Here is a 21,590-nt window from a genome sequence, read left to right on the forward strand (position 1 = left end):
GGATTATGCTTCAACATTATGTAGTATTGAAATATCAACCAGAGACACCAGAGTCTCACATCAACGAATTTATTGCTCGAATGCGAACGCTTGAAAAGGAAATTGAGCACGTTAAGTATCTAGAGATCGGCAGAGATGAGCTTAAAGAAGGGCGTAGCTGGGATTTGATCCTGATTATGAAATTCGAATCGTTAGACAGTCTAAGAGCGTATCAGGAGCACCCTAAACATCAGGATATTATGCGCTTTAACGGCGTGTACGTTGATAACATTGCGGCGATTGATTATACGATATAGCGGCTTACTAAATATTGTGCACACAGTAAGAATAACGTGATCAAGGCTTGTTATTGTCCTCCGAGTTTTTTAGTGTATTCATCACCAAGACGTAAAATAAGGAGATAAACAATGAGTATTGATACGTTCTTACTGTATGCCGTTGTCGCGTTTTTTTATGTTATAAGCCCTGGTCCTGCTGTTTTCCTCGCTTTGTATAACGGCGCTGTCAACGGACTTAAAGTGGTCATGTCTTCTGCGCTGGGCAATATATTGGGATTGCTGGTCTTATCGAGCTGTTCTATCAGTGGATTAAGCGCATTGTTGTTGGCCTCGGCCACCCTGTTTACCATCGTAAAAGTAGTGGGTGCAAGTTACCTGATTTATTTAGGCATTAAGCAAATTTGGGCAACATTCAAAGGTGCTCAAAAAGTCTCTTATCAAAAAGAAGAAAGCGGAAAAACACTTTTTTCTTACTTCAAAGAAGGCTTTTTTGTCGCCGTAACAAACCCGAAGCCGATTCTGTTTTTCGTTGCTTTGTTCCCACAGTTTTTGAATACGAATGCATCGCTTGCCCCTCAGTTCGCCATCATGACAAGTCTGTTTATGGCTTACTCATTTATCAGTTTGACGATATATGGCGCACTAGCAAACCGTGCTAAACACTTTCTTTCAAGAGGCAATAATATTAGCTGGTTTCATCGCTTAAGCGGCGGGATCTTTGTCGGACTTGGTGCTAGTTTGTTGCAAGTAAAGGCAACGTCTTAGGCTGCTTCTCTGACTTATTCGTACCTTCCCTTGCTTTAACTGGCCATCTCCATCCGTTTTAAGGTTTAAGGTACAGGGTACGAAACCTTGCTATGAGGCTACGATTCCTTATCTGCATCTTCACTTTTAACAACCTTATGCTCGTCTTCACTAATGCCATTTTTCCAATAGCTTGAGATATACATGTTTTTTCTATCGAGTCCTTTTTCTTGTTTGAAAAAGTGACGTAATTTCTTCATCGAGCTAAATTCACTGGCAGCCCAAACAGCAGTGTTCCCTTCGTACCAATTCAATGATTTGATTTTATTTAATAGGAAATCGGAGTCCTTGCCCGGATGTGGGTTAATAACCCAATGCAGCTCGACGCCATCAGGTGTCGTGAGTGGTTGAATGTCTTGCTCAGACATTACTTCAATAACCACATGACCCTTTGTTGTATTGGATAGATTCTCTATATTAACGCTGATGGCGGGCAGTGCTGTCATATCGCCTGCGATTAAAATCCAGTTAGCGTCTTCTGAGACGAGTTTTTTCGGCCCCGGACCACCAACATTGATTTTGTCTCCTGGAATGCATTCGCGAGCCCAAGTACATGCTGGTCCAGAGACTTGCTCTTTATGCGCTCCGTGAATAACGAAATCAATGTCGAGCTCTTGCTCCGATTGATTTCGAATGGTGTAGGTGCGCATTAATCGACCGTCGCCCTTTGGGAAGACAAGCTTAACGTAACCGCCCTCATGATCTTTTGGAAGGGTATCCATGTTTTCGCCGCCTAGTGTGACACGAAGCATATTTTCTGTAACGTAGTGCTTTCTAAGTACGGTAAGTTCACGAATACGAGGGGTAGACATAAATTGACGGCTCCATGTTGGCGATAAGCAAAGTTGAGAACGGTTATCGATTTAATTTCAAGTGCTCAGGCTTGTCAATTGAATATTCATAAAATTTGTTTTGTTCTCGCATTTAGAGCGTTTTTTTCACACAATTTCAACGATTCAAAGTGCATTCATATTAAATGTCATTTGAATATATAAGCCTATAATTTATAAGGAATTAACGACATAAGAAATCATGGATCGTGTCTACAAGCCAGTATTTGACCGGGGAACTCGCGATGTTTAGTGCCACGCAGTTACGCGACACGTTCTGTTTTATTGAGCGGTTGTGACGTTTTAGGCACGATTGCCGGAGAGCAAAGAGGTGCTAGGATTACGACCTATCAACTGTAATATCATGCTCGGATAACGTGCCGCTTAACAATCTTAATTTTCTAGCCATATCGCGTGATAAGTTTAGGATCAGAATACCGAAATCGAATGCGTAATAGTCGTGAAACTGTCCAAACACATACGAGTCGACTTTTAAGACAAGTGTCTTCTTACTGGTGCGTGCGTTGGCGGCGCGAGGGAGTAAGGCGATCATTGTGCAATACCCAAGTTCTTCGCCAAAACCGATTGAGCCTTCGCCAAATTTCATGGCTTTTTCATAGGCTTCTTTGTCTTTAAACAGTTCGATTTCACCATCTAGGATGATATAAAAACCATCGGCAACCTCGTCCTTTTCAAATACGGTCTCTCCCTCTTCGAATTCTTCCAAATTGCCATTAGTGAGTAGAAATTCGATAGCATCAGGTCCGAGGGCGCCAAAAATAGACGCTGTTTTAAGTCTTTCTATGCTTAAGTCATAGGGGCAGTCGTGAATGTTTAATTTTTTCATATATAAAACTCTCGAATCTAGATCAACCTAGTTTTATGTGTTGTTTTATCTGGCTGCTAGTTCTATGTGTTGTTCTCTCTGGTCGATAGTTCTCGCGTATTATTTTAAGTATATACAGCTAATTCATATGTAAAGTCTAATTTACATATTTCCATCTGATTGTGTGCTTATGTACAAAAAACTACTGAGGCGGTATGGTTATATACATAAAAATACATGTTTGGAAATTGATCGACTCAATATTCTTTCGTAAGGTAGGACTATGAAAGTTAAAGCAATCAACTCACATATTTCGAATTACCCTAATCCTATTGAGTTCCAGCCGGGCGATAAGCTTATACTAGGAGAGCTGGACGCAGAGTTTGAAGGGTGGATTCGCGTGGAAACAGAAGATAAAAATCGCGGATGGGCGCCCGTGCAGTACATTGAGCCAACCTCAAGAGGTCTCATCGGGTATGCCAAATGTGATTACAATGCCTGTGAGCTGAATATTGACCGTGGTGATGTACTTGTTGTGCTCAAAGAGCTCAATCAATGGTACTACGTTCAAAATGAAGAAGGCCGTTTTGGGTGGGTGCCTGTTCAATGCACTTCCTTGTTAGAAGAAGCGCATTAATCTGGGTAAGTTTATTTAACGAACCTATTTTATGAATCTTTGTGAAGGGTTGGCTGCTAGTTACTTTTGCGTTTTTTCTTCTTGAAAGACACGTTGAACTCCTTCAAATGAACGTCAAGCGCGTCACACGATATTCGAATTTCCCTGACAGATAAATATAGCGAATACATTAGGCAAACAAGGCTTGCCCCAAAAATATAGCTGCCAATTTTCTGATACTCGATGTAGATGGCAAGCATAGCCAAGACACAAAGCAAAAAACTAATCACACCCGCTTCCTGCATTCGCCTAATCAAATATATCCGCTGACGTAGATTCGTGATCTGTTCTGTTATGACGTCATTATTCTCATCAGGAGCGAAATTACGGATGATCGACGCCAGCGTAACGAAACGGTTGGTGTAAGCCAACAGCAACAAAGAAACGGCTGGAAAAAGCATAGCTGGGGTCGTTAAGGTGATAATCATTAAATAAGTGTCCTGATGAGCTCTGAATGTAACGGATGACAGTGCTCCCGATTATAGTGTAAGGCGGCTATAGAGTGTAATGAATAGGGTGCTTTCTAAAGTTAGAAAACGAAACTTCTTTTAAACTCTTCTAGATCAGCAACTCTTCTAGATAGCTCTAAAAGGAGGCTTCGTAACTAATATTTTTATTCCAATCTTTTTTTATATCGTCATACGAAAGATTGTTCGAAAGTAACCAGTGAAGCTTAGTAAAAGCTGCTTCTAAGGTGAGATCTTTTCCATCGAGTACATCAAGCTCAGTAAGTGCCGAACCGGCTGCATAAGAGCCGATAGAGGTTCCACCATGATGACACTGGGTAACGTTTACGACGGTTTTTCTTTGTTCTTTCATTTGCTTTAGAAAGGTCAGCAGGCCTTTATTGTGGTCAGCGATGTTTCCTGCTCCGTAGGTTTGCAATATAAGACCCTTGCATTGGTCGTCTAGAAACCCTTGATAGGAATACGAAGGTAAACCCGGATGCAGTGTAAGAATGCCAACGGCCTCTGTTTTAAACTCGATATCACGTATTTTTGGTGGAACAAGTGCTGACAACGCTCTTTTCGGCAAGGCTTGCGTTATAGACAGTTCTGCCAGTGGCGTTGTATTGAATGATTTAAACGCATCGAATTTGTGGCTGCTAAATTTCGTTGTTCGTGTGCCTTCCATTAAATAGTGATGAAAAAGGACGGTAACACGGCCAAGAGAGGGTGTTTCGGCAACGCTCATTGCCGCCTCTAAATTCGCAAGTCCATCGCTTCGTTTCATGCCCAACGGGATCTGAGACCCAGTGATGACGATGTTTTTATTACAGGCTCCAAACATATACGACAACATCGAAGCGCTATATGAAAGTGTGTCGGTACCATGCAATACGACAAAGCCGTCGTATTCATTCCATTTGTCTTGCAGGGTGTCATAGATACGAGCCCAATGATCCGGCGCAATATTGGCGCTGTCGATAAGAGGGGTTAGTTCGATGACATCAAATAATGGCAGCTCAGCAAGATTGTCTCCGACCGCATGATGGATTCTCGTACGTAAGCCTGATGAAGGCGCTAATCCACTGTCGGTTTCCATCATGCCAATGGTGCCGCCAGTATAAACGATCAGTATTTTATTCATCATTAAACACCCTCAGTTGTTGGTGAGGGCGATATAGATGAGGGCGATGGATATGAAGATGTTTGCGATGATGTCTGCGCCGAAGGTGTCGGCGAGATCATATTCTCGGGCTTCAAAAGCTCATTGAGTTGAGCTTCCGTTAGAAGCTTTTCTTCCAGAATCAGAGCTTTAATTGTCGCACCGGACATTAACGCATTACGCGCGATGCGCGACGAGTTAGCATAACCAATGTGAGGGACGAGCGCAGTGATAATGCCAATGCTGTTTTCGACATGCGCTGCGCACGCATCGACATTTGCTTCAATGCCTCTGATACAACGATGTTCCATCATGTGGCAAGCTTCTTTTAGCATTTTGATAGAGTTAAGCAGGTTGTAAATGATCATGGGTTCCATGGCATTTAGCTGAAGCTGGCCTGCCTCGGCAGCGAGCGTCACCGCCAGGTCAGACGCAATAACTTGATACGCAGTTTGGTTCATTGCCTCGGGGATCACTGGGTTTACTTTTCCTGGCATAATTGATGATCCAGGCTGCATTTCTGGGAGCTTGATTTCGCCAAAGCCTGTACGAGGTCCACTGGACAGCAAGCGTAAATCATTGCTCATTTTACTTAGTTTCGTTGCAAGGCGTTTTAAAATCCCCGAAAAGAAGACAAAGGCGCCCATGTCAGATGTGGCTTCCACTAAATTTGTGGCTGGTACAACGGGCTTGCCAGATATCTTGGCTAAGTGGTCCACGGCTTTTTTTGCATAACCTGCTGGCGTGTTGATGCCAGTACCAATTGCAGTGCCTCCTAAATTTACTTCGCATAGTAGAGTGCACGCTTCTTGAATGCGGTCGATATCTTCTCCTAGGTTGACCGCAAAGGCGTCAAATTCTTGACCTAGCGTCATAGGGACCGCGTCTTGTAATTGAGTGCGCCCCATTTTCAACACACTGGCGAACTCTCGACCTTTCTCTTCCAAAGAGGCTTTTAAAGACGACAAAACAGGAACGAACGCATCCGCTGCGAATTGGATACTAAGGCTGGCTGCGGTAGGGTAGGCATCATTTGTAGATTGGGAACGGTTTACATGATCGTTTGGATGCAGCTTTTTATAGTCGCCTTTTTGATACCCCATTTTAGTCAGCGCGATATTTGCGATCACTTCGTTCGCATTCATATTGGTGGACGTCCCCGCGCCCCCTTGAATAACATCGACGATAAACTGGTTGTGATAATGCCCGTCAATCAGTTCCTGACAGGCTGATAGGATGGCATTAGTCTGATGCTCTTCCAATAGTTTATATTCGAAATTAGTGTGAGCGGCAGCGGCTTTTACCATCGCCATCGCTTTTATAAGCTCAGGAAAATGAGAAATCGCCACACCGGTAATTGAAAAGTTATTTGCGGCGCGTAGTGTTTGAATACCGTAGAAAGCGTCAGCGGGTACATCGAGAGTGCCAAGTAGATCGTATTCAGAGCGAGTGTTCATATCGAGCTAATCCGTAAAAAATGCGAGGGTGCCCAAGAGCTGATAATGCTTAAATCAAGCTCTCAAATCAGCCCTCGCTAAGGGTGATCATTGCTCATATATTGAAACGAATTTTGGGTGATAAAAGGAGTTTGTAAGTTGATACCAATAGATGCTATTAGGTGCTAAATTAGCGTCTACTAGCGTCATAGTGACTAATGAATGACAAGCGTTTCTCTAGTACTATCGTAGGGGTTAACGAAAGGGTGGGGTAGGTAGTAACGATGAACTTAGATTTTCAAAATAATTTGCGCTTACTGTGCAGTTATTACAAATCCATCGCCGAAGTATGTCGCCGTTTGCAAATTAACCGCCCGCAGTTTAATCGTTATTTAAATGGCAAGACGGTTCCGGCAGACAGCACTATGCGACGCATATGCGACTTTTTTGGTGTGACACAAAGCGAGATGCTTCTTCCTCATAATCAATTTCAGCGATTGGTACAAGCTCGCCCCATCAATCAGGACACCTCGGTTTCTGAACGAAGTATCGAGCAAACTCATTTTGATCGGCTGAATCATGTGGGGCAGAAAGACCTCGACAAGTATTGTGGATATTACTTTGAATACTATATTTCTATGTCCTGTCCGGGGCAGATTTTAAGGACGCTTGTTCATATTGAATCGCAAGATGGTAAAACCTATTACCAGCGCATAGAGCGTTTTAATCCAAAAACAAGTAAAAAGCCCTTTCATGGTATTTATCAGGGGGTGGTTCAATTTCTTTCTGACCGTCTCTTCTTGATGGATTATGAAGCACATACCAAAGTAGAAGTTACTCAGACGATCTTATATCCATCGTTTAAAAATCGCGTAGAGCGACTAAAAGGGCTTCGGTTAGGGGTATCAGGGTCGGGCGAACGCGTACCGTGTTGTGTTCGTGTTGTTTATGAATATCTTGGTAAGAGCTTAGACAGGAAAAAAGCGCTTTCTATGTCAGGGCTATACGATATGGCATCGAATGAAATTGATGACGACATTAAAGAAGCCATTCGCAACGATATAGACGAAGGCGAATGGCACTTTAGAGGGCGCTTTTGATGACTCTCAGGTTACATGACCTTGCATGTCAGGCGTCGATCTCCTTATAACGTTGCGAGAGGTGTGTCCTCAAGTTCGTACGCACCTTCGCTATTATGTACTTCAGCCCCCGTGATAGGCGGGTTGAAAACGCACGCCATTTTCATTTCCTCGAATGCACGTAGCATGTGCTTGTCATGCTTGTCTAAAATGTACACGGTTCCGGGCGTTATTGGGTGCTTTTCTCCAGTCGCGAGATCTTCCACCTCGCCTCTGCCAGACATGCAGTATACGGACTCAAGATGATTTTTATAATGAAGCTGGAAATCTGCGTCTTTATAAATCGTTGTAATATGGAATGAGAATCCCATATTGTCGTCTTTTAGAAGCAGTCTTGTGCTTTCCCAGCTTCCTTCAGGAGAAACAATACGGCGATTCGACTTCTCAGCATCGGCTAAATTTCTAACAATCATAGAGTGGTTTCCTTAACTGGCTTTGAAGTAGAGTGTTTCATTGGGGAAAGAATCGAAATCCTCACAGGTTTCCTGAATAGCCAGTTCAACGATGTCTAAGCCGGCTTTTAGGTTTTCGTCACCGATAATAAGAGGGCATAACAGTTTAACGACTTGATCGTCTGCGCCGCTGGTTTCGATCAGCAATCCTTTTGTGAATGCATTCTTAGTGATTTTTCCCGCGATCTCACCATTGATGCAGTTAATACCTTGAAACATACCTCTGCCTTTGACAGTAAATTTACCGTCGCCAAACTTGTCTGCCATCGCTGTTAAACGCTGCGATACATACTGGCCTTTACGTTTTATCTCATTGGAAAAGTGGTTGTCAGACCAATAGTGATCAATTGCATGTTTGGCTGTGACGAAGGCAAGGTTGTTACCTCTAAAAGTACCGTTGTGCTCACCCGGCTTCCATTGATCTAGTTCAGGCTTCATAAGAACAACGGCAAAGGGCAGTCCATAACCGCCTAGTGACTTGGATAAAGTAACGATATCTGGCTCAAGACCGGCTTCTTCAAAACTAAAATAATCGCCCGTTCTGCCGCAGCCCGCTTGAATGTCGTCGATAATCAATAGAATGCTATGCTTGCGGCAAACCGTTTGTAGACTGCGTAGCCATTCAATGCGCGCCGCGTTGATGCCGCCTTCACCCTGAACGGTTTCCACGATAACTGCAGCGGGGGAGTTGATGCCGCTACTGGAGTCAGAAAGCACCTTGTCTAAGTACTCTGTCGTGTCGATGTTGTCGCCCAGATAGCCATCATAAGGAATGCGATGCGTGCCAGTGAGGCTCGTTCCTGCGGCATCTCGATGGTGTGAGTTACCTGTCGCAGCTAACGCACCAAGGCTTACGCCGTGGAACCCATTTGTAAAGGTGACGATGTTCGACTGCCCCGTGACGTTTCGCGCAATTTTCATTGCCGCTTCAACCGCATTGGTGCCTGTTGGGCCGGTAAATTGAACGGTATATCTTAGGTTTCTCGGTTTGAGTATTTTATCGCTAAAGGTTTGTAAAAACTCACCTTTTGCTTTGGTATGCATGTCTAAACCATGTGTAATACCGTCGTTTTCTATGTAGTTAAGAAGCTCTTTTTTCAATAAAGCATTGTTGTGGCCGTAGTTTAACGTGCCAGCACCCGCTAGAAAGTCTAAATAGCGGTTTCCGTCCTCGTCCCACATAAACTCGCCTTTTGCGCGGTTAAAAACGCACGGGAATGAGCGGGCATAGCATTGCACTTCTGATTCGATTTCTTCGAAGATCTTCATTAAATATTGATTCCGGTAACTAGTGTTGGGTTTGAAAAGGGCCAATTTTTACGAGCATTTCAGTGCTATGTTGGCTTTGGAAATGGGTTTCTTTGTTTAACCATTCAGACGAGTGGATCTCACAAGATAGGGCGCTTGCCACTTTTTCAAATAGGCGCCAAGACGATTGGTTTTCATGGGTAATCGTGGTCTCTATGTGGCATACGTTTTTGAGATGGAGGCGCTCCAGAAGGTGCTCTATCATTTTGAGAGCCAGACCTTGTCCTCGGGCCTCCTTGGAGATAGCAACCTGCCAAATAAACAAGGTGTTGTTGTTATTGGGCAATAAATACGCAGAAATAAAACCGACTAATGTGTCCCCTTGCTTTGCACAGACGCTGGTATCAGAAAAATGCTCGCATTGTAGAAAATTACAATACATGGAATTTTCATCCAGAGGAGGGCTGTTCTTAACGAGGTCATACACCTCTTTGCCATTCAGACGAATCGGTTCATGGAAACGAATTGCTCTACTTTCTAGCAAAAAATAGGCTCCTTTTTATTTTAATATTTAGAGTACTAAATAAATGATACGGCTATTTTTGGTCTTTTATCAAGGTTTTGCTGGATATAATGAGTATTTATTTGAGTTTAAAATATTAGTGAAGGAAATATTACAGTTAAAAACATATTTTCGTGGGGCTTAGAGGCTGTGCTTTTGAATGAGGCTTTTTGCTTTCAGTGAGTCTTTAGCTGGGTTGAGCTAAAAGGAAGAGGATGAGGGAAGTTTAATAGGGAGATTTTAGCGTTTAGTAATGATTTAATGGTTGGTGAATTAATTTTGTGTAGGAGATTGTCTTTGTGAGTTATGCGAGATCTATTGTTCTGGTTGTGTTCGCCGTTATTCTAAGCGCTTGTGCTGGTCGGGCTACTGACCCCGAGGCTCAAATGAAAAGAATAGACGCAGATTTTAGGTTTGTGAATAAGTTAACTTGTTCCATCAGAAATAAAGAGAATGACGAGTTTTGTTCGTGCCAAGTGGATGTGCTGAGTGAGGTTACTCCTGATGGTTTGAAACGTAAGTTAGTAAGAGGAAGGGCTTCCTCGGCTCAATATGAGCTCGCTGAAATAATGGTTGAAAACAGTGATCGTCTTGAAGCGTGTAAAGCTAACTATAGTTCAAAATCTTTGCTCAAGGCTGAGCCAGAATCTAACGCGTTGCACCAAGTGCTGATTAAGTATAAAGACAAAATTCTGGCTCCAGGGGATGAGCAGGAATTTGATCATTCCCATCTATCTTTGGGGCATAGGTATATTCTGCAGAATCAAATTGCAGATACGGAAGGAAAGTTAAGTGTTCCGCTTAATGCGACACTTACTAAAATAGAAGGTGCTGCGTTCTATTATTCCGTATATGTAGGTGAGGAAGATAAGACCTATGAAAATGTCATAGCGTGGAAAAATGGTGTTTTATATCGAGTAGGCAAGGGGGGTGATCTGATCCCATATTATTCGGACTCAGCTTGTAAGTTTGTGATTGGAGTCTGTGAATATAAAGACTATCGAGGTAAATCGAGATATGTGAATACGGAGTACATTAATGGTGTTTGGGTTCGCAATTTGAAGGGGGTTGGATCCAAACAGCGTTTGGTTAAAGAGGTGTTCGATAAAGATGGAATGATTCTTTATCAATTGAATAAGAGTCTTGGTAAGTGGGAATATGTGCGAGTAGACGAGGCGAATTTATCACTCTCAGAAAAGTAAAAATACCAAATTAAAAAAAAGCCCGTTAAGAACGAACTTAACGGGCTTTTTTTTAATTTGGTACCAGTGGGCGGACTCGAACCGCCACGCCGTGAGGCAACGGATTTTGAATCCGTCATGTCTACCAATTCCATCACACTGGCTTTGAAAAAGGTGAGGCGTATTATCGTGATTTCTTTAAGGCTGTCAATGCTTAATTTAATTTTTTATAAAAAAGCCGTTAATTAAGCCCTTCTAGGTTTATTCATTCAGGTTTTCCGCTTGAATCGTACCAAATGGACAAGAAATTCGCTAAAATGCCGCGTCGTTTTTTTAGATTGCCGTTATTGAAACCTTATGAAAGTATCCGATTACCATTTCAACTTACCTGATGAGCTTATTGCTCGTTACCCGATGCCAGAACGCTCGTCGAGTCGTTTGTTGCAGCTTCATGGTCAAACTGGAGAGTTAAAGCATGGGGTGTTCAGTGATGTGCTTTCTTTGGTTGAACCTGGCGATCTAATGGTGTTTAACAACACACGCGTTATCCCTGCGCGCGTATTTGGTCAAAAGGCGTCAGGTGGGAAGGTTGAAGTGCTTGTCGAACGCTTACTTTCATCCACCGAAATACTGGCACATGTTCGTGCGAGTAAGTCGCCAAAGCCCGGCAATGAACTTTATCTTGGTACGGACAGAAACGAATCCTTCAAAGCGGTAATGGTTGAGCGTGATGCTAATCTGTTTCGTTTACAGTTTGAGAATCCGGTTTTAGAGGTGCTCGAAAAAGTAGGCCATATGCCATTGCCTCCTTATATTGAGCGTCCTGATGAAGACAGCGATCAGGAGCGATACCAAACGGTATACAATGAAAAACCGGGCGCAGTCGCAGCACCAACCGCTGGCTTGCATTTTGATGATGAGCTGTTGGAGAAACTCGCTGAGAAAGGTGTAGATACGGCATTCGTTACTTTGCACGTAGGAGCGGGGACATTCCAACCTGTAAAAGTCGACGATGTTAAAGACCATATCATGCATTCTGAGTATGCCGAAGTTTCGCAAGAGGTTGTCGATAAAGTGCGACAGGCAAAAGCGAATGGTAAGCGCGTAATCGCAGTGGGGACAACCAGTGTTCGTTCGCTAGAATCTGCGAGTCAGTCTGGGCAGATCGAGCCAATGGCGGATGATACCAGCATCTTTATTTATCCAGGGTATGAATTCAAAACGGTGGATGCGTTGGTGACAAACTTTCATTTGCCAGAATCCACGCTCATTATGTTAATCAGTGCGTTTGCAGGTTACTCAAACGTGATGGCAGCCTACAAAGCAGCGGTAGACGAGAAGTATCGTTTCTTTAGTTACGGTGATGCCATGTTTATTACGCGGAACCCAGAAGCAAGCGGTCCGCAGTCAGAGGAATAAAAGAAATGTCAGAAAAACGTCCAGAATGTTTTATGGACTTTGAAGTTCACGCAACGTCGGGCAAAGCGCGACGTGCGACATTGAGCTTTCCACGCGGCAACGTCGAAACGCCCGCTTTCATGCCAGTCGGTACCTATGGAACCGTTAAAGGTATGTTAACAAAAGACATCGAAGAGATCGGTGCAGACATCATCTTGGGTAATACGTTCCACCTATGGTTACGTCCCGGAACGGAAGTGGTTAAAGAGCATGGCGATTTGCATGACTTTACTCAGTGGAAAAAACCGATTCTGACGGATTCTGGTGGTTTTCAAGTGTTTTCGTTAGGTGAAATGCGAAAAATCACAGAAGATGGTGTGAGTTTTCGTTCTCCCGTTGATGGTTCCAAGGTATTTTTAAACCCTGAAATCTCGATGGAAGTGCAGCGAGAGCTTGGCTCCGATATCGTAATGATTTTTGACGAATGTACACCTTACCCTGCAACCGAAACGGAAGCCGCTAAGTCTATGCGCATGAGTTTGCGTTGGGCGCAGCGTTCGAAAGATGCGCATGGTGATAGCCCGTCTGCATTGTTCGGTATTATCCAAGGTAGTATGTACGAAAACCTTCGAGATGAATCGTTGGAAGGGCTAACAGACATTGGTTTTGATGGTTACGCGATCGGTGGTTTGTCCGTCGGTGAGCCTAAGCACGAAATGATGAAGGTGCTTGATCATGTGGCGCACAAAATGCCAGAGGATAAACCAAGATACTTAATGGGTGTCGGTAAGCCTGAGGATCTAGTGGAAGGCGTGCGACGTGGCGTTGATATGTTCGACTGCGTTATGCCAACTCGAAATGCTCGTAACGGACACTTGTTTACATCTGACGGCGTTGTTCGTATCCGAAATGCTAAAAATCGTCACGATACTCGTCCTTTGGATGAAGAATGTGATTGTTACACTTGTAAAAACTTTTCTCGGGCTTATTTACATCATCTAGATAAGTGTCAAGAAATGGTAGGTGCACAACTTAATACCATTCATAACCTGAGATATTACCAAACGTTGATGGCAGGATTGCGCACAGCGCTTGATGAAGGTAGATTTGACGCCTTTGTTGATGAGTTTTATGCAAAACGCGGAATGGAAACACCGCCTTTGTCTAAATAATAACGTTTTTGCATTTAAGTAAAAGCGTCGTATTTATAGTAATAGTTTCGCGTTTAGTAACTGTAAATAGCGAGACGAGAGTTTCATAAACCATTGGAGAGTAAACACCATGATCGCATTGATCTCACCAGCATACGCTGAAGGTGGCGCACCAGCAGACGCAGGCATATTTAATATTGTCCTACTTGTCGGCTTCGTTATCATTTTCTATTTCTTGATGTGGCGCCCACAAGCAAAACGTGCAAAAGAGCATCGCAACTTGATTGCTTCTTTGGCGAAAGGAACTGAAGTGGTAACAAGCGGCGGTATTCTTGGTAAAGTAACCAAAGTAGACGACAACTACATTGTTCTAGAAGTATCAGACGAAGTTGAAATGAAATTTCAAAAAGCATCTGTTACTTCCGTTCTTCCGAAAGGAACGCTGAAATCCATTTAATATGGTGAGAAAGCGCCCGATAGAGGGCGCTTTCTTGTTTTAATACCGTAACATTATCCAGTGTAAAGGATCTTTCATGCTCAACAAGTATCCCTTGTGGAAGTACCTGCTCATCTTGGCCGTATTGGTGTTTGGCGTAGTTTACGCATTGCCCAATTTATATCCAGATGATCCAGCCCTACAAATTTCGACCCAAAAAGCGACCAGCACAGTAGATGAGCGAACGTTAAAAACAGCACGAAATGCGCTTGATAAAGCTGGAATAGAATTAAAAGCAGCAGAATTGACCTCTGCTGGTGGTACCTTGCGTTTCGATAACGGTGAGGACCAATTGGCAGCGAAGCCAGTTATAGCTGCAGCATTAGGTGATGGTTATGTCACCGCGCTAAATTTGGTGCCAACAACGCCGGATTGGTTAGCGTCACTCGGTGCAGGTCCCGCTAAACTAGGTTTGGACCTTCGCGGTGGTGTGCATTTCTTATTGGAAGTGGATACTCCGGCAGCGCTTAAGCAACGTTTAGAGGTTGCTGGTAGTGAAATGAAGGCTGCACTTCGAAAAGAACGTATCCGTTATCGCAGTGTTGAAATCAAAGATGGTGTGATGTCGATTCGTTTCCTAAAAGATTCTGATCGTGATTTAGCTGAGTCACTGTTAAAAGATGATTTTGGCGATTATCTATACCGTACTGTGGAAGACGGAAAAAGCTTCTTCTTGACGATCGGCTTTAGTGAGGCCGAACAGAAAGAAATCGAAGCGTATGCATTAGAGCAGAACTTAACGACACTTCGTAACCGAGTTAACGAACTTGGTGTGGCGGAACCGTTAGTGCAGCGTCAAGGTAGTAATCGTATTGTTGTAGAGCTTCCTGGTGTGCAGGATACAGCGGCAGCGAAACGTATTATCGGTGCAACGGCAAACCTAGAGTTTCGTTTAGAAGCGGGTCTAGACGCAAATGCTTCTGATACCGAAACGCTAACCTTCCGTAATGGCAGTGGTCGTACCGCGCAATTAGAGAAAGACATCATCATAACAGGTGACAGTGTCTCAGATGCGAACTCCTCATTTGATGAGAATGGACGTCCGCAGGTAAACATCAGCCTAGACTCAAAAGGCGGCAAACAGATGGCGAAAGTAACGCGATCTGCTGTTGGCCGAAATATGGCGGTTGTGTTTATTGAGCATAAAAGTCGTTCTCGCTTTGTAGAACAAGAAGACGGCTCGTTAAAAGAAGTGCGTCGTAGTTACAGTGAAAAAGGCATTATTTCATTGGCCACGATTCAAACGACCTTGGGTAACTCTTTCCGTATTACCGGTCTAGACAGCCCTCGTGAATCATCAGAATTGGCTTTGCTACTTCGCGCAGGTGCATTGGCTGCGCCAATCTACTTTGTCGAAGAACGCACAATTGGTCCAAGCTTAGGTGCTGAAAACATAAAATTGGGTGTGACCTCTGCTCAGATTGGTATGTTGGTTGTGATGTTATTCATGCTGATTTACTACAAAGTATTCGGTGTGTTTGCGAATGTGTCTTTGATTCTGAACATCGTATTGTTGATGGCTTTCATGTCTTTAATGTCCGCAACCTTAACCTTGCCAGGTATAGCCGGGATCGTATTGACAATGGGTATGGCGGTCGACGCAAACGTACTCATATTCTCGCGGATTAAAGAAGAGCTTGCGAACGGTTTGCCGAGTCAGCAGGCCATTCATTCAGGCTTTAACCGAGCGTTTACGACAATATTTGATGCTAATATCACGACATTGCTGGTTGCTGTTATCCTGTTTGCTGTGGGTACAGGGCCGGTAAAAGGGTTTGCCGTGACGCTATCATTGGGTATTTTGACCTCAATGTTTACAGCGATTGTGGTAACGAGAGCACAAGTTAACCTTGTTTATGGCGGCCGCAAAAACAAGCGCTTGTACATTTAGGAGTAGAAGATGAAAGTAACAAATATACCCTTTATGGCAATGCGCAAAATCGTTGCTATGTTTTCGGTGCTACTGATCCTGATTTCCATCGGATCGCTTGCGACGAAAGGTTTGCAATTCGGTCTAGATTTTACCGGCGGTACGCTGGTTGAAGTTAAATATGACGAAGCGCCAAACTTGGATGATGTCCGAGCGGTATTGGCTCAGAATAATTACAGTGACGTTGTTGTTCAGAACTTCGGTTCTCCTACCGATGTAGTTGTGCGTATGGCGAACTCATACACAGCGACATTAGGCGACGAAGTACTGGTTGCGTTAAAAGAGAACGGCAAAGTCGGTGTTTCTTTACAGCGTTCTGAGTTCGTCGGGGCGCAAGTGGGCGAGGAGCTGAGAGAGCAGGGTGGTCTGGGCATGTTGCTGGCCTTGGCAATCGTAATGCTTTACGTTGCAGTGCGTTTCCAATTTAAGTTCTCTATTGCGTCTGTCGCGGCATTGGCGCACGATGTAGTGATCACATTAGGTGTGTTCTCTTTGTTTGAAATAGAGTTCGACCTGACTGTTTTGGCGGCGCTATTGGCCGTGATTGGTTACTCGCTCAACGATACCATCGTAGTATGTGACCGAATCCGTGAAAACTTTAGGATCATGCGTGAAACAGAGCCTGAAGAGCTGATTAATGAGTCCATTAACCAAACACTAGGTCGTACGATTATTACATCGATGACAACCTTGTTTGTATTGGTGGTTCTCTTCTTGTTTGGCGGAGAAGCCATTAATAACTTCTCGTTTGCCTTGTTGGTGGGTATCGTGATCGGTACATACTCTTCTATCTTTGTTGCTGCGAACTTATTGTTGGCTCAAAACATTAAGAAAGAAGATCTTATTCCAGCACCAAAAGAAGAGCTGGAAGACGAGTTACCTTAGTTCCTTCGTAAGGGCCTAATAAGCTCTGAATGGCATAGAACAAAAAAGGCTTGCTGAAATCATTCGCAAGCCTTTTTTAATGTCTAGGATTTGACCATTTTCATAAGTTAAGTGGTTCATTTATAGGCGATAATTGATGTTTGGCGTTTGAATTGGATGAATCCTATCCAATTCCGCAGATTTTGATATAAAAGTTAAAAAAAACGCAAAAAACTCTTCCCTTTTCAGATTCATATAGTAATATACGCACCCGCTGACAGAGACAGTGTCTTGTTCAGCGTGCGGGGCGTAGCGCAGCCTGGTAGCGCACTAGCATGGGGTGCTAGTGGTCGCAGGTTCAAATCCTGCCGTCCCGACCAGAAACGGAAAAGCCGATATAGCTCAGTTGGTAGAGCATCTGACTTGTAATCAGAGGGTCCCGAGTTCGACTCTTGGTGTCGGCACCATTTCTTGGTAAATACAATTTGTTTTAGTTCTTTATGCCGGTATAGCTCAGTTGGTAGAGCATCTGACTTGTAATCAGAGGGTCCCGAGTTCGACTCTTGGTGCCGGCACCATCTCTAAGCGAGTTTCTCGCCGAGTTTGTAAAAGAAATAAAGCATGTTTGCCGGTATAGCTCAGTTGGTAGAGCATCTGACTTGTAATCAGAGGGTCCCGAGTTCGACTCTTGGTGCCGGCACCATTACATCGCAAAACATATCTGCCGGTATAGCTCAGTTGGTAGAGCATCTGACTTGTAATCAGAGGGTCCCGAGTTCGACTCTTGGTGCCGGCACCATGCGATTGATGTTTCCCCATAAGCTAGCAATAGCTCAAACGGGTGTGTAGCTCAGTTGGGAGAGCGTCGCCCTTACAAGGCGAATGTCGGGAGTTCGAACCTCTCCACACCCACCACTTATTTGACAGTGGGCTTATGAAGGTAAGTAAAAGTTAAATAGATATGGAGCGGTAGTTCAGTTGGTTAGAATACCTGCCTGTCACGCAGGGGGTCGCGGGTTCGAGTCCCGTCCGTTCCGCCATCTTCTTTAGAGGATGTAAAACGCAAAAGCTAGCAATAGCTTAAGCGGGTGTGTAGCTCAGTTGGGAGAGCGTCGCCCTTACAAGGCGAATGTCGGGAGTTCGAACCTCTCCACACCCACCACTTATTTGACAGTGGGCTTACGAAGGTAAGTAAAAGTTAAATAGATCTGGAGCGGTAGTTCAGTTGGTTAGAATACCTGCCTGTCACGCAGGGGGTCGCGGGTTCGAGTCCCGTCCGTTCCGCCATCTTCTTTAGAGGATGTAAAACGCAAAAGCTAGCAATAGCTCAAGCGGGTGTGTAGCTCAGTTGGGAGAGCGTCGCCCTTACAAGGCGAATGTCGGGAGTTCGAACCTCTCCACACCCACCACTTATTTGACAGTGGGCTTACGAAGGTAAGTGAAAGTTAAATAGATCTGGAGCGGTAGTTCAGTTGGTTAGAATACCTGCCTGTCACGCAGGGGGTCGCGGGTTCGAGTCCCGTCCGTTCCGCCATCTTATTTAGAGGATGTAAAACGCAAAAGCTAGCAATAGCTCAAGCGGGTGTGTAGCTCAGTTGGGAGAGCGTCGCCCTTACAAGGCGAATGTCGGGAGTTCGAACCTCTCCACACCCACCACTTATTTGACAGTGGGCTTACGAAGGTAAGTAAAAGTTAAATAGATCTGGAGCGGTAGTTCAGTTGGTTAGAATACCTGCCTGTCACGCAGGGGGTCGCGGGTTCGAGTCCCGTCCGTTCCGCCATCTTCTTTAGAGGATGTAAAACGCAAAAGCTAGCAATAGCTCAAGCGGGTGTGTAGCTCAGTTGGGAGAGCGTCGCCCTTACAAGGCGAATGTCGGGAGTTCGAACCTCTCCACACCCACCACTTATTTGACAGTGGGCTTACGAAGGTAAGTGAAAGTTAAATAGATCTGGAGCGGTAGTTCAGTTGGTTAGAATACCTGCCTGTCACGCAGGGGGTCGCGGGTTCGAGTCCCGTCCGTTCCGCCATTTTCTTTCTCAGAAAATGGATACGCAAAAGCTAATCATAGCTTAAGCGGGTGTGTAGCTCAGTTGGGAGAGCGTCGCCCTTACAAGGCGAATGTCGGGAGTTCGAACCTCTCCACACCCACCAGTATTAATCTCCGATTTACTTCTAATTATTTGAACATCCTCTTTGACTGTTCTAGTCACAAATCATTTCTATATCGTGTCATTCCTAATCTTGTTTTATTCGTTCCTTAGAACGATTTAAATTATTCGCCTAATAAGCTTCTCTATGCACGTCGTACTCTCTACACAGCGCTCTCTGAAAGTGCATAAGAGCAGCATGCAATCGCCTGTCTCTCGTATAGCAGCATCTTATAGCACTACATCTGATAAGACTGGTTCACGCCCTCCTTAAGCACTGATAGGCAGCTAAATCCCGCCTAAGAGCCTTGTCATATCGATTTTTCCTTATTTGACTCTCTTACTCGTAGGGGAGAAATATAGGATCTCGTCTCATTCGTCTGTATTATAAAAATAGGGCTAGAGTGGCATTGCCCGCCGCCGCAGAAGAGCTAAATCTTACACGCAGTGCGGTAAGTCATCAGTTAAGCATGTTGGAAGATGTGGTTGGTTTTCCATTAACAAAACGAGATGGTCGGGGGTTAGTCCTAACCCAGAAAGGCAAAAGTTACGCGATAGAAGCCAAAAAAGCACTGATGATTTTGCTTGAGGCGTCTCATGTCAACGATGGAGAGGAAGTCACGGGGGAGCTGATAGTGAGCTGTGCGCCGGGCCTCGCTAATTATTGGTTGTGCCATAAAATCTCGACTTTTACTAACAAGTCTATGCAAGGAACCCGACCTCCGTTCCGTCAAATAGGTTCATACTAGACGCTCAATTAGCTATTACTCCGCTCGCGGTGATCCATCCGCTCACTATGTCAGAGAGGTCGGATTAAAGTGCTGGAATCGAAAACAACTAAGGTGAGATTAATCGGCGTTCGGTAGAGCGGTTAAAATTATTCGCCTTCTCTAAAAGTACGCAAGAACACCAGTCTCATAATTCCTGCCTTGCTTTCTGTGTCCTCATGGCTCTTATCAGCGTATAGACGCCTGTACCGAGTACCACGCCCCAAAAGGCGGATCCTATACCAAGTAGTTGAATACCAGAGGCAGTTGTCATAAATGTAATAGTCGCTGCATCAATATTAGATTTATCTTCTAACGCTAGACTAAGGCTATTAAATATTGCTCCAAGTAGAGCCAACCCTGCGATAATTGCGATCATTTGAGCTGGAAAAGTAGTAAAGAACAGAACAATACTCCCAGCGAAAATACCGCCTATTAGATAAAAAACACCATTGAAAATACCAGCTATGTAGCGTTTATTGTGGTCTGGATGCGCATCTGGGCTGGTGCAAATAGGAGCGGTAATGGCAGCGATTACGGTGGTTATCCCTCCAAAAAAAGCGATGGGGAGAGAGACGAGCCCAAGTACACTGATAACGGGGCGGGTCGGTACGTGATAGTTAAATGTTTTTAGAATGGTAAACCCCGGTAAGAACTGCCCTGTAAGACTAACAATGACGAGCGGAAGTGCGAGGCTAAAGGTGGATGACCAGCTCCACTGTGGTGATATCCAAATAGGCGATGCTAATTGCCATGTGAAGTGGCTGAAATCGGCGTGTAAAACAGTAATAGATAAAATGCTGCATAAGACAACCAGTAATATTAAACAATAGGTCTTACTGATGGCTTTAAAAACAACAAAGCCAATAAGCATCAAAAACGTCAAAACCGGAACACTGTTGAACGCCTGAAAGGCAGAGATTCCAAAGTTGAATAGAATCCCGGCCATCATTGCGGCGGCAACGCTTTTGGGAATCCAACGAATAACGGCGTCAAACCATCCACTGATGCCGATGCAAAAGATGATAATCGCTGCGGTAATATAGGCGCCAACGGCCTCATTTAAACTAAGGTTGGGAAACAAGGTGACAAGTAACGCCGTTCCCGGAGCAGACCAAGCGGTAATAATCGGAATTCGAAAGTAAATGCTAAGGGCAATGCCACTGATCGCAGCGCCAATGGATATTGCGAACACCCAGGATGTCATCATTTCTTGTGAAATATTAGCGCTGTTAGCCGCTTGGAAGAAAATCGCCAAGGGTCCAGAATAGGAAACAAGAACCGCGACTAATCCTGCTGTTATTGTGGATATGTGTAAGTCTTTTAACATACGATCATCTCCTAAGCCTAGCTATAAAGTGAGTTATATAATTGATGGTTCCGGTTATGTTTTTACGGCGATGGCTTTCACTTCCAGAAAATACCCTGGGATACCGCACAAAGACGCTGCGCCAATGGCGGTCCAAGCAGGGAGACAATCACCAAAATACAGGTCGCGTATTTCCATATAGAGCGGGAGGTCTCTCATATCTGTGTGGTAGCTTGTTACCTCGACAACATGGCTGAACGTCATACCTGCTTCTTCCAGTACCGCTTTCATATTGTCAAAACATTGAATGAATTGCTGACGTCTATCTTCCACCAATTGGCGCTCTGCATTTCGACCTATTTGCCCTGATATGTAGAGAGTATTACCTACTAATACAGCAGGCGCATAGCCAATATCATCGCGAACAAACTCCATTCCTTTTGGTACGATCGCTTTGCGTTTTGTTGTCGTCATCACCTTATCTCCT

At 44.3% G+C, this 21,590-nt stretch carries 21 protein-coding genes and 17 tRNA genes; 27 read left to right on the forward strand and 11 right to left on the reverse strand.

Features of this window, described 5'->3' with window-relative positions:
- The first annotated feature begins 5 nt into the window (after positions 1 to 5).
- Entirely contained in the window at positions 6 to 296 is a 291-nt protein-coding gene (locus MARME_RS07715; protein ID WP_013660706.1) for a Dabb family protein, read from the forward strand.
- A 111-nt stretch (positions 297 to 407) separates the two neighbouring features.
- A complete protein-coding gene (locus tag MARME_RS07720) occupies positions 408 to 1,043 on the forward strand; it encodes a LysE family translocator (protein WP_013660707.1) in 636 nt (211 codons plus the stop codon).
- Positions 1,044 to 1,141: 98 nt separating this feature from the next.
- Here the strand turns inward: MARME_RS07720 and MARME_RS07725 are convergent, their stop codons facing one another.
- Both MARME_RS07725 and MARME_RS07730 read right to left on the reverse strand, forming a co-directional pair.
- Entirely contained in the window at positions 1,142 to 1,894 is a 753-nt protein-coding gene (locus MARME_RS07725) for a siderophore-interacting protein (RefSeq protein ID WP_013660708.1), read from the reverse strand.
- Positions 1,895 to 2,252: 358 nt separating this feature from the next.
- Positions 2,253 to 2,759 carry a cyclic nucleotide-binding domain-containing protein gene (locus MARME_RS07730; RefSeq protein ID WP_013660709.1) on the reverse strand — a complete coding sequence of 169 codons (507 nt, stop codon included), beginning with the start codon at positions 2,757 to 2,759 and terminating at the stop codon, positions 2,253 to 2,255.
- A 262-nt stretch (positions 2,760 to 3,021) separates the two neighbouring features.
- Here MARME_RS07730 and MARME_RS07735 point away from each other — a divergent pair, with 262 nt between their 5' ends.
- Entirely contained in the window at positions 3,022 to 3,375 is a 354-nt protein-coding gene (locus MARME_RS07735; RefSeq protein WP_013660710.1) for an SH3 domain-containing protein, read from the forward strand.
- 56 nt (positions 3,376 to 3,431) lie between these two features.
- Here the strand turns inward: MARME_RS07735 and MARME_RS07740 are convergent, their stop codons facing one another.
- From MARME_RS07740 to MARME_RS07750, 3 genes are all read right to left on the reverse strand, one after another.
- A complete protein-coding gene (locus tag MARME_RS07740; RefSeq protein WP_013660711.1) occupies positions 3,432 to 3,842 on the reverse strand; it encodes a DUF2721 domain-containing protein in 411 nt (136 codons plus the stop codon).
- Between the two features lie 157 nt (positions 3,843 to 3,999).
- Positions 4,000 to 5,007 (reverse strand): asparaginase, encoded by a 1,008-nt coding sequence (locus tag MARME_RS07745; RefSeq protein WP_013660712.1) that lies wholly within the window; start codon positions 5,005 to 5,007, stop codon positions 4,000 to 4,002.
- On the reverse strand, positions 5,007 to 6,479 hold the full coding sequence (locus tag MARME_RS07750) for an aspartate ammonia-lyase (RefSeq protein ID WP_013660713.1): 1,473 nt from the start codon (positions 6,477 to 6,479) through the stop codon (positions 5,007 to 5,009). Before MARME_RS07750 ends, MARME_RS07745 begins: the two co-directional genes overlap by 1 nt.
- A 263-nt stretch (positions 6,480 to 6,742) precedes the next feature.
- Here MARME_RS07750 and MARME_RS07755 point away from each other — a divergent pair, with 263 nt between their 5' ends.
- A complete protein-coding gene (locus MARME_RS07755; RefSeq protein WP_013660714.1) occupies positions 6,743 to 7,558 on the forward strand; it encodes a helix-turn-helix domain-containing protein in 816 nt (271 codons plus the stop codon).
- Positions 7,559 to 7,602: 44 nt separating this feature from the next.
- On the opposite strand, the gene MARME_RS07760 is transcribed toward MARME_RS07755, so the two are convergent.
- From MARME_RS07760 to ectA, 3 genes are read right to left on the reverse strand one after another with little or no spacing between them, the layout of a single operon-like run.
- Positions 7,603 to 8,010, reverse strand: coding sequence for an ectoine synthase (locus MARME_RS07760; RefSeq protein ID WP_013660715.1), 408 nt, complete (start codon positions 8,008 to 8,010; stop codon positions 7,603 to 7,605).
- 12 nt (positions 8,011 to 8,022) lie between these two features.
- Positions 8,023 to 9,318, reverse strand: coding sequence for a diaminobutyrate--2-oxoglutarate transaminase (gene ectB / locus MARME_RS07765; RefSeq protein ID WP_013660716.1), 1,296 nt, complete (start codon positions 9,316 to 9,318; stop codon positions 8,023 to 8,025).
- 19 nt (positions 9,319 to 9,337) lie between these two features.
- Entirely contained in the window at positions 9,338 to 9,841 is a 504-nt protein-coding gene (ectA, locus tag MARME_RS07770) for a diaminobutyrate acetyltransferase (protein WP_013660717.1), read from the reverse strand.
- Positions 9,842 to 10,158: 317 nt separating this feature from the next.
- Between ectA and MARME_RS07775 the strand changes: the two genes are divergently transcribed.
- Positions 10,159 to 11,061, forward strand: a complete 903-nt coding sequence (locus tag MARME_RS07775) for a hypothetical protein (RefSeq protein ID WP_013660719.1) — start codon at positions 10,159 to 10,161, stop codon at positions 11,059 to 11,061.
- 58 nt (positions 11,062 to 11,119) lie between these two features.
- Here the strand turns inward: MARME_RS07775 and MARME_RS07780 are convergent.
- Positions 11,120 to 11,204 (reverse strand) — tRNA-Leu (locus MARME_RS07780).
- Between the two features lie 193 nt (positions 11,205 to 11,397).
- Here MARME_RS07780 and queA point away from each other — a divergent pair.
- The 22 genes from queA (at position 11,398) to MARME_RS07890 (ending at position 19,776) form a co-directional block, all read left to right on the forward strand.
- Positions 11,398 to 12,459 carry a tRNA preQ1(34) S-adenosylmethionine ribosyltransferase-isomerase QueA gene (queA, locus tag MARME_RS07785; RefSeq protein ID WP_013660720.1) on the forward strand — a complete coding sequence of 354 codons (1,062 nt, stop codon included), beginning with the start codon at positions 11,398 to 11,400 and terminating at the stop codon, positions 12,457 to 12,459.
- A 32-nt stretch (positions 12,460 to 12,491) separates the two neighbouring features.
- Positions 12,492 to 13,610: a tRNA guanosine(34) transglycosylase Tgt gene (gene tgt, locus MARME_RS07790; RefSeq protein WP_190273431.1), complete on the forward strand. Its 1,119-nt coding sequence runs from the start codon at positions 12,492 to 12,494 to the stop codon at positions 13,608 to 13,610.
- Between the two features lie 109 nt (positions 13,611 to 13,719).
- A complete protein-coding gene (gene yajC, locus MARME_RS07795) occupies positions 13,720 to 14,046 on the forward strand; it encodes a preprotein translocase subunit YajC (RefSeq protein WP_013660722.1) in 327 nt (108 codons plus the stop codon).
- Positions 14,047 to 14,122: 76 nt separating this feature from the next.
- Positions 14,123 to 15,976: a protein translocase subunit SecD gene (secD, locus tag MARME_RS07800; protein ID WP_013660723.1), complete on the forward strand. Its 1,854-nt coding sequence runs from the start codon at positions 14,123 to 14,125 to the stop codon at positions 15,974 to 15,976.
- A 9-nt stretch (positions 15,977 to 15,985) separates the two neighbouring features.
- Positions 15,986 to 16,900: a protein translocase subunit SecF gene (gene secF, locus MARME_RS07805; RefSeq protein ID WP_013660724.1), complete on the forward strand. Its 915-nt coding sequence runs from the start codon at positions 15,986 to 15,988 to the stop codon at positions 16,898 to 16,900.
- 282 nt (positions 16,901 to 17,182) lie between these two features.
- Positions 17,183 to 17,259: transfer RNA gene (locus tag MARME_RS07810), tRNA-Pro, on the forward strand.
- 11 nt (positions 17,260 to 17,270) lie between these two features.
- A tRNA-Thr gene (locus MARME_RS07815) sits at positions 17,271 to 17,346 on the forward strand.
- Between the two features lie 35 nt (positions 17,347 to 17,381).
- Positions 17,382 to 17,457, forward strand: a tRNA-Thr gene (locus MARME_RS07820).
- 49 nt (positions 17,458 to 17,506) lie between these two features.
- Positions 17,507 to 17,582 (forward strand) — tRNA-Thr (locus tag MARME_RS07825).
- A 20-nt stretch (positions 17,583 to 17,602) separates the two neighbouring features.
- Positions 17,603 to 17,678: transfer RNA gene (locus tag MARME_RS07830), tRNA-Thr, on the forward strand.
- A gap of 40 nt (positions 17,679 to 17,718) precedes the next feature.
- Positions 17,719 to 17,794: transfer RNA gene (locus MARME_RS07835), tRNA-Val, on the forward strand.
- A 48-nt stretch (positions 17,795 to 17,842) separates the two neighbouring features.
- Positions 17,843 to 17,919 (forward strand) — tRNA-Asp (locus tag MARME_RS07840).
- 46 nt (positions 17,920 to 17,965) lie between these two features.
- Positions 17,966 to 18,041: transfer RNA gene (locus MARME_RS07845), tRNA-Val, on the forward strand.
- A gap of 48 nt (positions 18,042 to 18,089) precedes the next feature.
- Positions 18,090 to 18,166, forward strand: a tRNA-Asp gene (locus MARME_RS07850).
- Positions 18,167 to 18,212: 46 nt separating this feature from the next.
- A tRNA-Val gene (locus MARME_RS07855) sits at positions 18,213 to 18,288 on the forward strand.
- A 48-nt stretch (positions 18,289 to 18,336) separates the two neighbouring features.
- Positions 18,337 to 18,413, forward strand: a tRNA-Asp gene (locus MARME_RS07860).
- 46 nt (positions 18,414 to 18,459) lie between these two features.
- A tRNA-Val gene (locus tag MARME_RS07865) sits at positions 18,460 to 18,535 on the forward strand.
- 48 nt (positions 18,536 to 18,583) lie between these two features.
- Positions 18,584 to 18,660: transfer RNA gene (locus MARME_RS07870), tRNA-Asp, on the forward strand.
- Between the two features lie 46 nt (positions 18,661 to 18,706).
- Positions 18,707 to 18,782: transfer RNA gene (locus MARME_RS07875), tRNA-Val, on the forward strand.
- Between the two features lie 48 nt (positions 18,783 to 18,830).
- Positions 18,831 to 18,907: transfer RNA gene (locus MARME_RS07880), tRNA-Asp, on the forward strand.
- A gap of 48 nt (positions 18,908 to 18,955) precedes the next feature.
- A tRNA-Val gene (locus tag MARME_RS07885) sits at positions 18,956 to 19,031 on the forward strand.
- Positions 19,032 to 19,431: 400 nt separating this feature from the next.
- The gene (locus MARME_RS07890; RefSeq protein WP_041647817.1) at positions 19,432 to 19,776 is read left to right on the forward strand and encodes a LysR family transcriptional regulator; all 345 of its coding nucleotides are present in this window, start codon (positions 19,432 to 19,434) and stop codon (positions 19,774 to 19,776) included.
- A 166-nt stretch (positions 19,777 to 19,942) separates the two neighbouring features.
- On the opposite strand, the gene MARME_RS07895 is transcribed toward MARME_RS07890, so the two are convergent.
- Entirely contained in the window at positions 19,943 to 21,124 is a 1,182-nt protein-coding gene (locus MARME_RS07895) for a benzoate/H(+) symporter BenE family transporter (protein ID WP_013660725.1), read from the reverse strand.
- A 54-nt stretch (positions 21,125 to 21,178) separates the two neighbouring features.
- A complete protein-coding gene (locus MARME_RS07900; RefSeq protein WP_013660726.1) occupies positions 21,179 to 21,577 on the reverse strand; it encodes a RidA family protein in 399 nt (132 codons plus the stop codon).
- Positions 21,578 to 21,590: the final 13 nt, after the last annotated feature.

It is taken from the genome of Marinomonas mediterranea MMB-1, from assembly GCF_000192865.1.
GTDB classification, from domain to species: domain Bacteria; phylum Pseudomonadota; class Gammaproteobacteria; order Pseudomonadales; family Marinomonadaceae; genus Marinomonas; species Marinomonas mediterranea.

What these genes read in the sequence shown, in the direction of transcription:
- tgt (WP_190273431.1), top strand. Translation starts at nt 12,492, where the DNA reads ATGGACTTTGAAGTTCACGCAACGTCGGGCAAAGCGCGACGTGCGACA.
- yajC (WP_013660722.1), top strand. Translation starts at nt 13,720, where the DNA reads ATGATCGCATTGATCTCACCAGCATACGCTGAAGGTGGCGCACCAGCA.
- MARME_RS07725 (WP_013660708.1), bottom strand. Translation starts at nt 1,894, where the DNA reads ATGTCTACCCCTCGTATTCGTGAACTTACCGTACTTAGAAAGCACTAC.
- ectB (WP_013660716.1), bottom strand. Translation starts at nt 9,318, where the DNA reads ATGAAGATCTTCGAAGAAATCGAATCAGAAGTGCAATGCTATGCCCGC.
- MARME_RS07735 (WP_013660710.1), top strand. Translation starts at nt 3,022, where the DNA reads ATGAAAGTTAAAGCAATCAACTCACATATTTCGAATTACCCTAATCCT.
- MARME_RS07895 (WP_013660725.1), bottom strand. Translation starts at nt 21,124, where the DNA reads ATGTTAAAAGACTTACACATATCCACAATAACAGCAGGATTAGTCGCG.
- MARME_RS07900 (WP_013660726.1), bottom strand. Translation starts at nt 21,577, where the DNA reads ATGACGACAACAAAACGCAAAGCGATCGTACCAAAAGGAATGGAGTTT.
- MARME_RS07740 (WP_013660711.1), bottom strand. Translation starts at nt 3,842, where the DNA reads ATGATTATCACCTTAACGACCCCAGCTATGCTTTTTCCAGCCGTTTCT.
- MARME_RS07755 (WP_013660714.1), top strand. Translation starts at nt 6,743, where the DNA reads ATGAACTTAGATTTTCAAAATAATTTGCGCTTACTGTGCAGTTATTAC.
- MARME_RS07730 (WP_013660709.1), bottom strand. Translation starts at nt 2,759, where the DNA reads ATGAAAAAATTAAACATTCACGACTGCCCCTATGACTTAAGCATAGAA.
- MARME_RS07750 (WP_013660713.1), bottom strand. Translation starts at nt 6,479, where the DNA reads ATGAACACTCGCTCTGAATACGATCTACTTGGCACTCTCGATGTACCC.
- secF (WP_013660724.1), top strand. Translation starts at nt 15,986, where the DNA reads ATGAAAGTAACAAATATACCCTTTATGGCAATGCGCAAAATCGTTGCT.
- MARME_RS07745 (WP_013660712.1), bottom strand. Translation starts at nt 5,007, where the DNA reads ATGATGAATAAAATACTGATCGTTTATACTGGCGGCACCATTGGCATG.
- MARME_RS07720 (WP_013660707.1), top strand. Translation starts at nt 408, where the DNA reads ATGAGTATTGATACGTTCTTACTGTATGCCGTTGTCGCGTTTTTTTAT.
- MARME_RS07715 (WP_013660706.1), top strand. Translation starts at nt 6, where the DNA reads ATGCTTCAACATTATGTAGTATTGAAATATCAACCAGAGACACCAGAG.
- queA (WP_013660720.1), top strand. Translation starts at nt 11,398, where the DNA reads ATGAAAGTATCCGATTACCATTTCAACTTACCTGATGAGCTTATTGCT.
- secD (WP_013660723.1), top strand. Translation starts at nt 14,123, where the DNA reads ATGCTCAACAAGTATCCCTTGTGGAAGTACCTGCTCATCTTGGCCGTA.
- MARME_RS07760 (WP_013660715.1), bottom strand. Translation starts at nt 8,010, where the DNA reads ATGATTGTTAGAAATTTAGCCGATGCTGAGAAGTCGAATCGCCGTATT.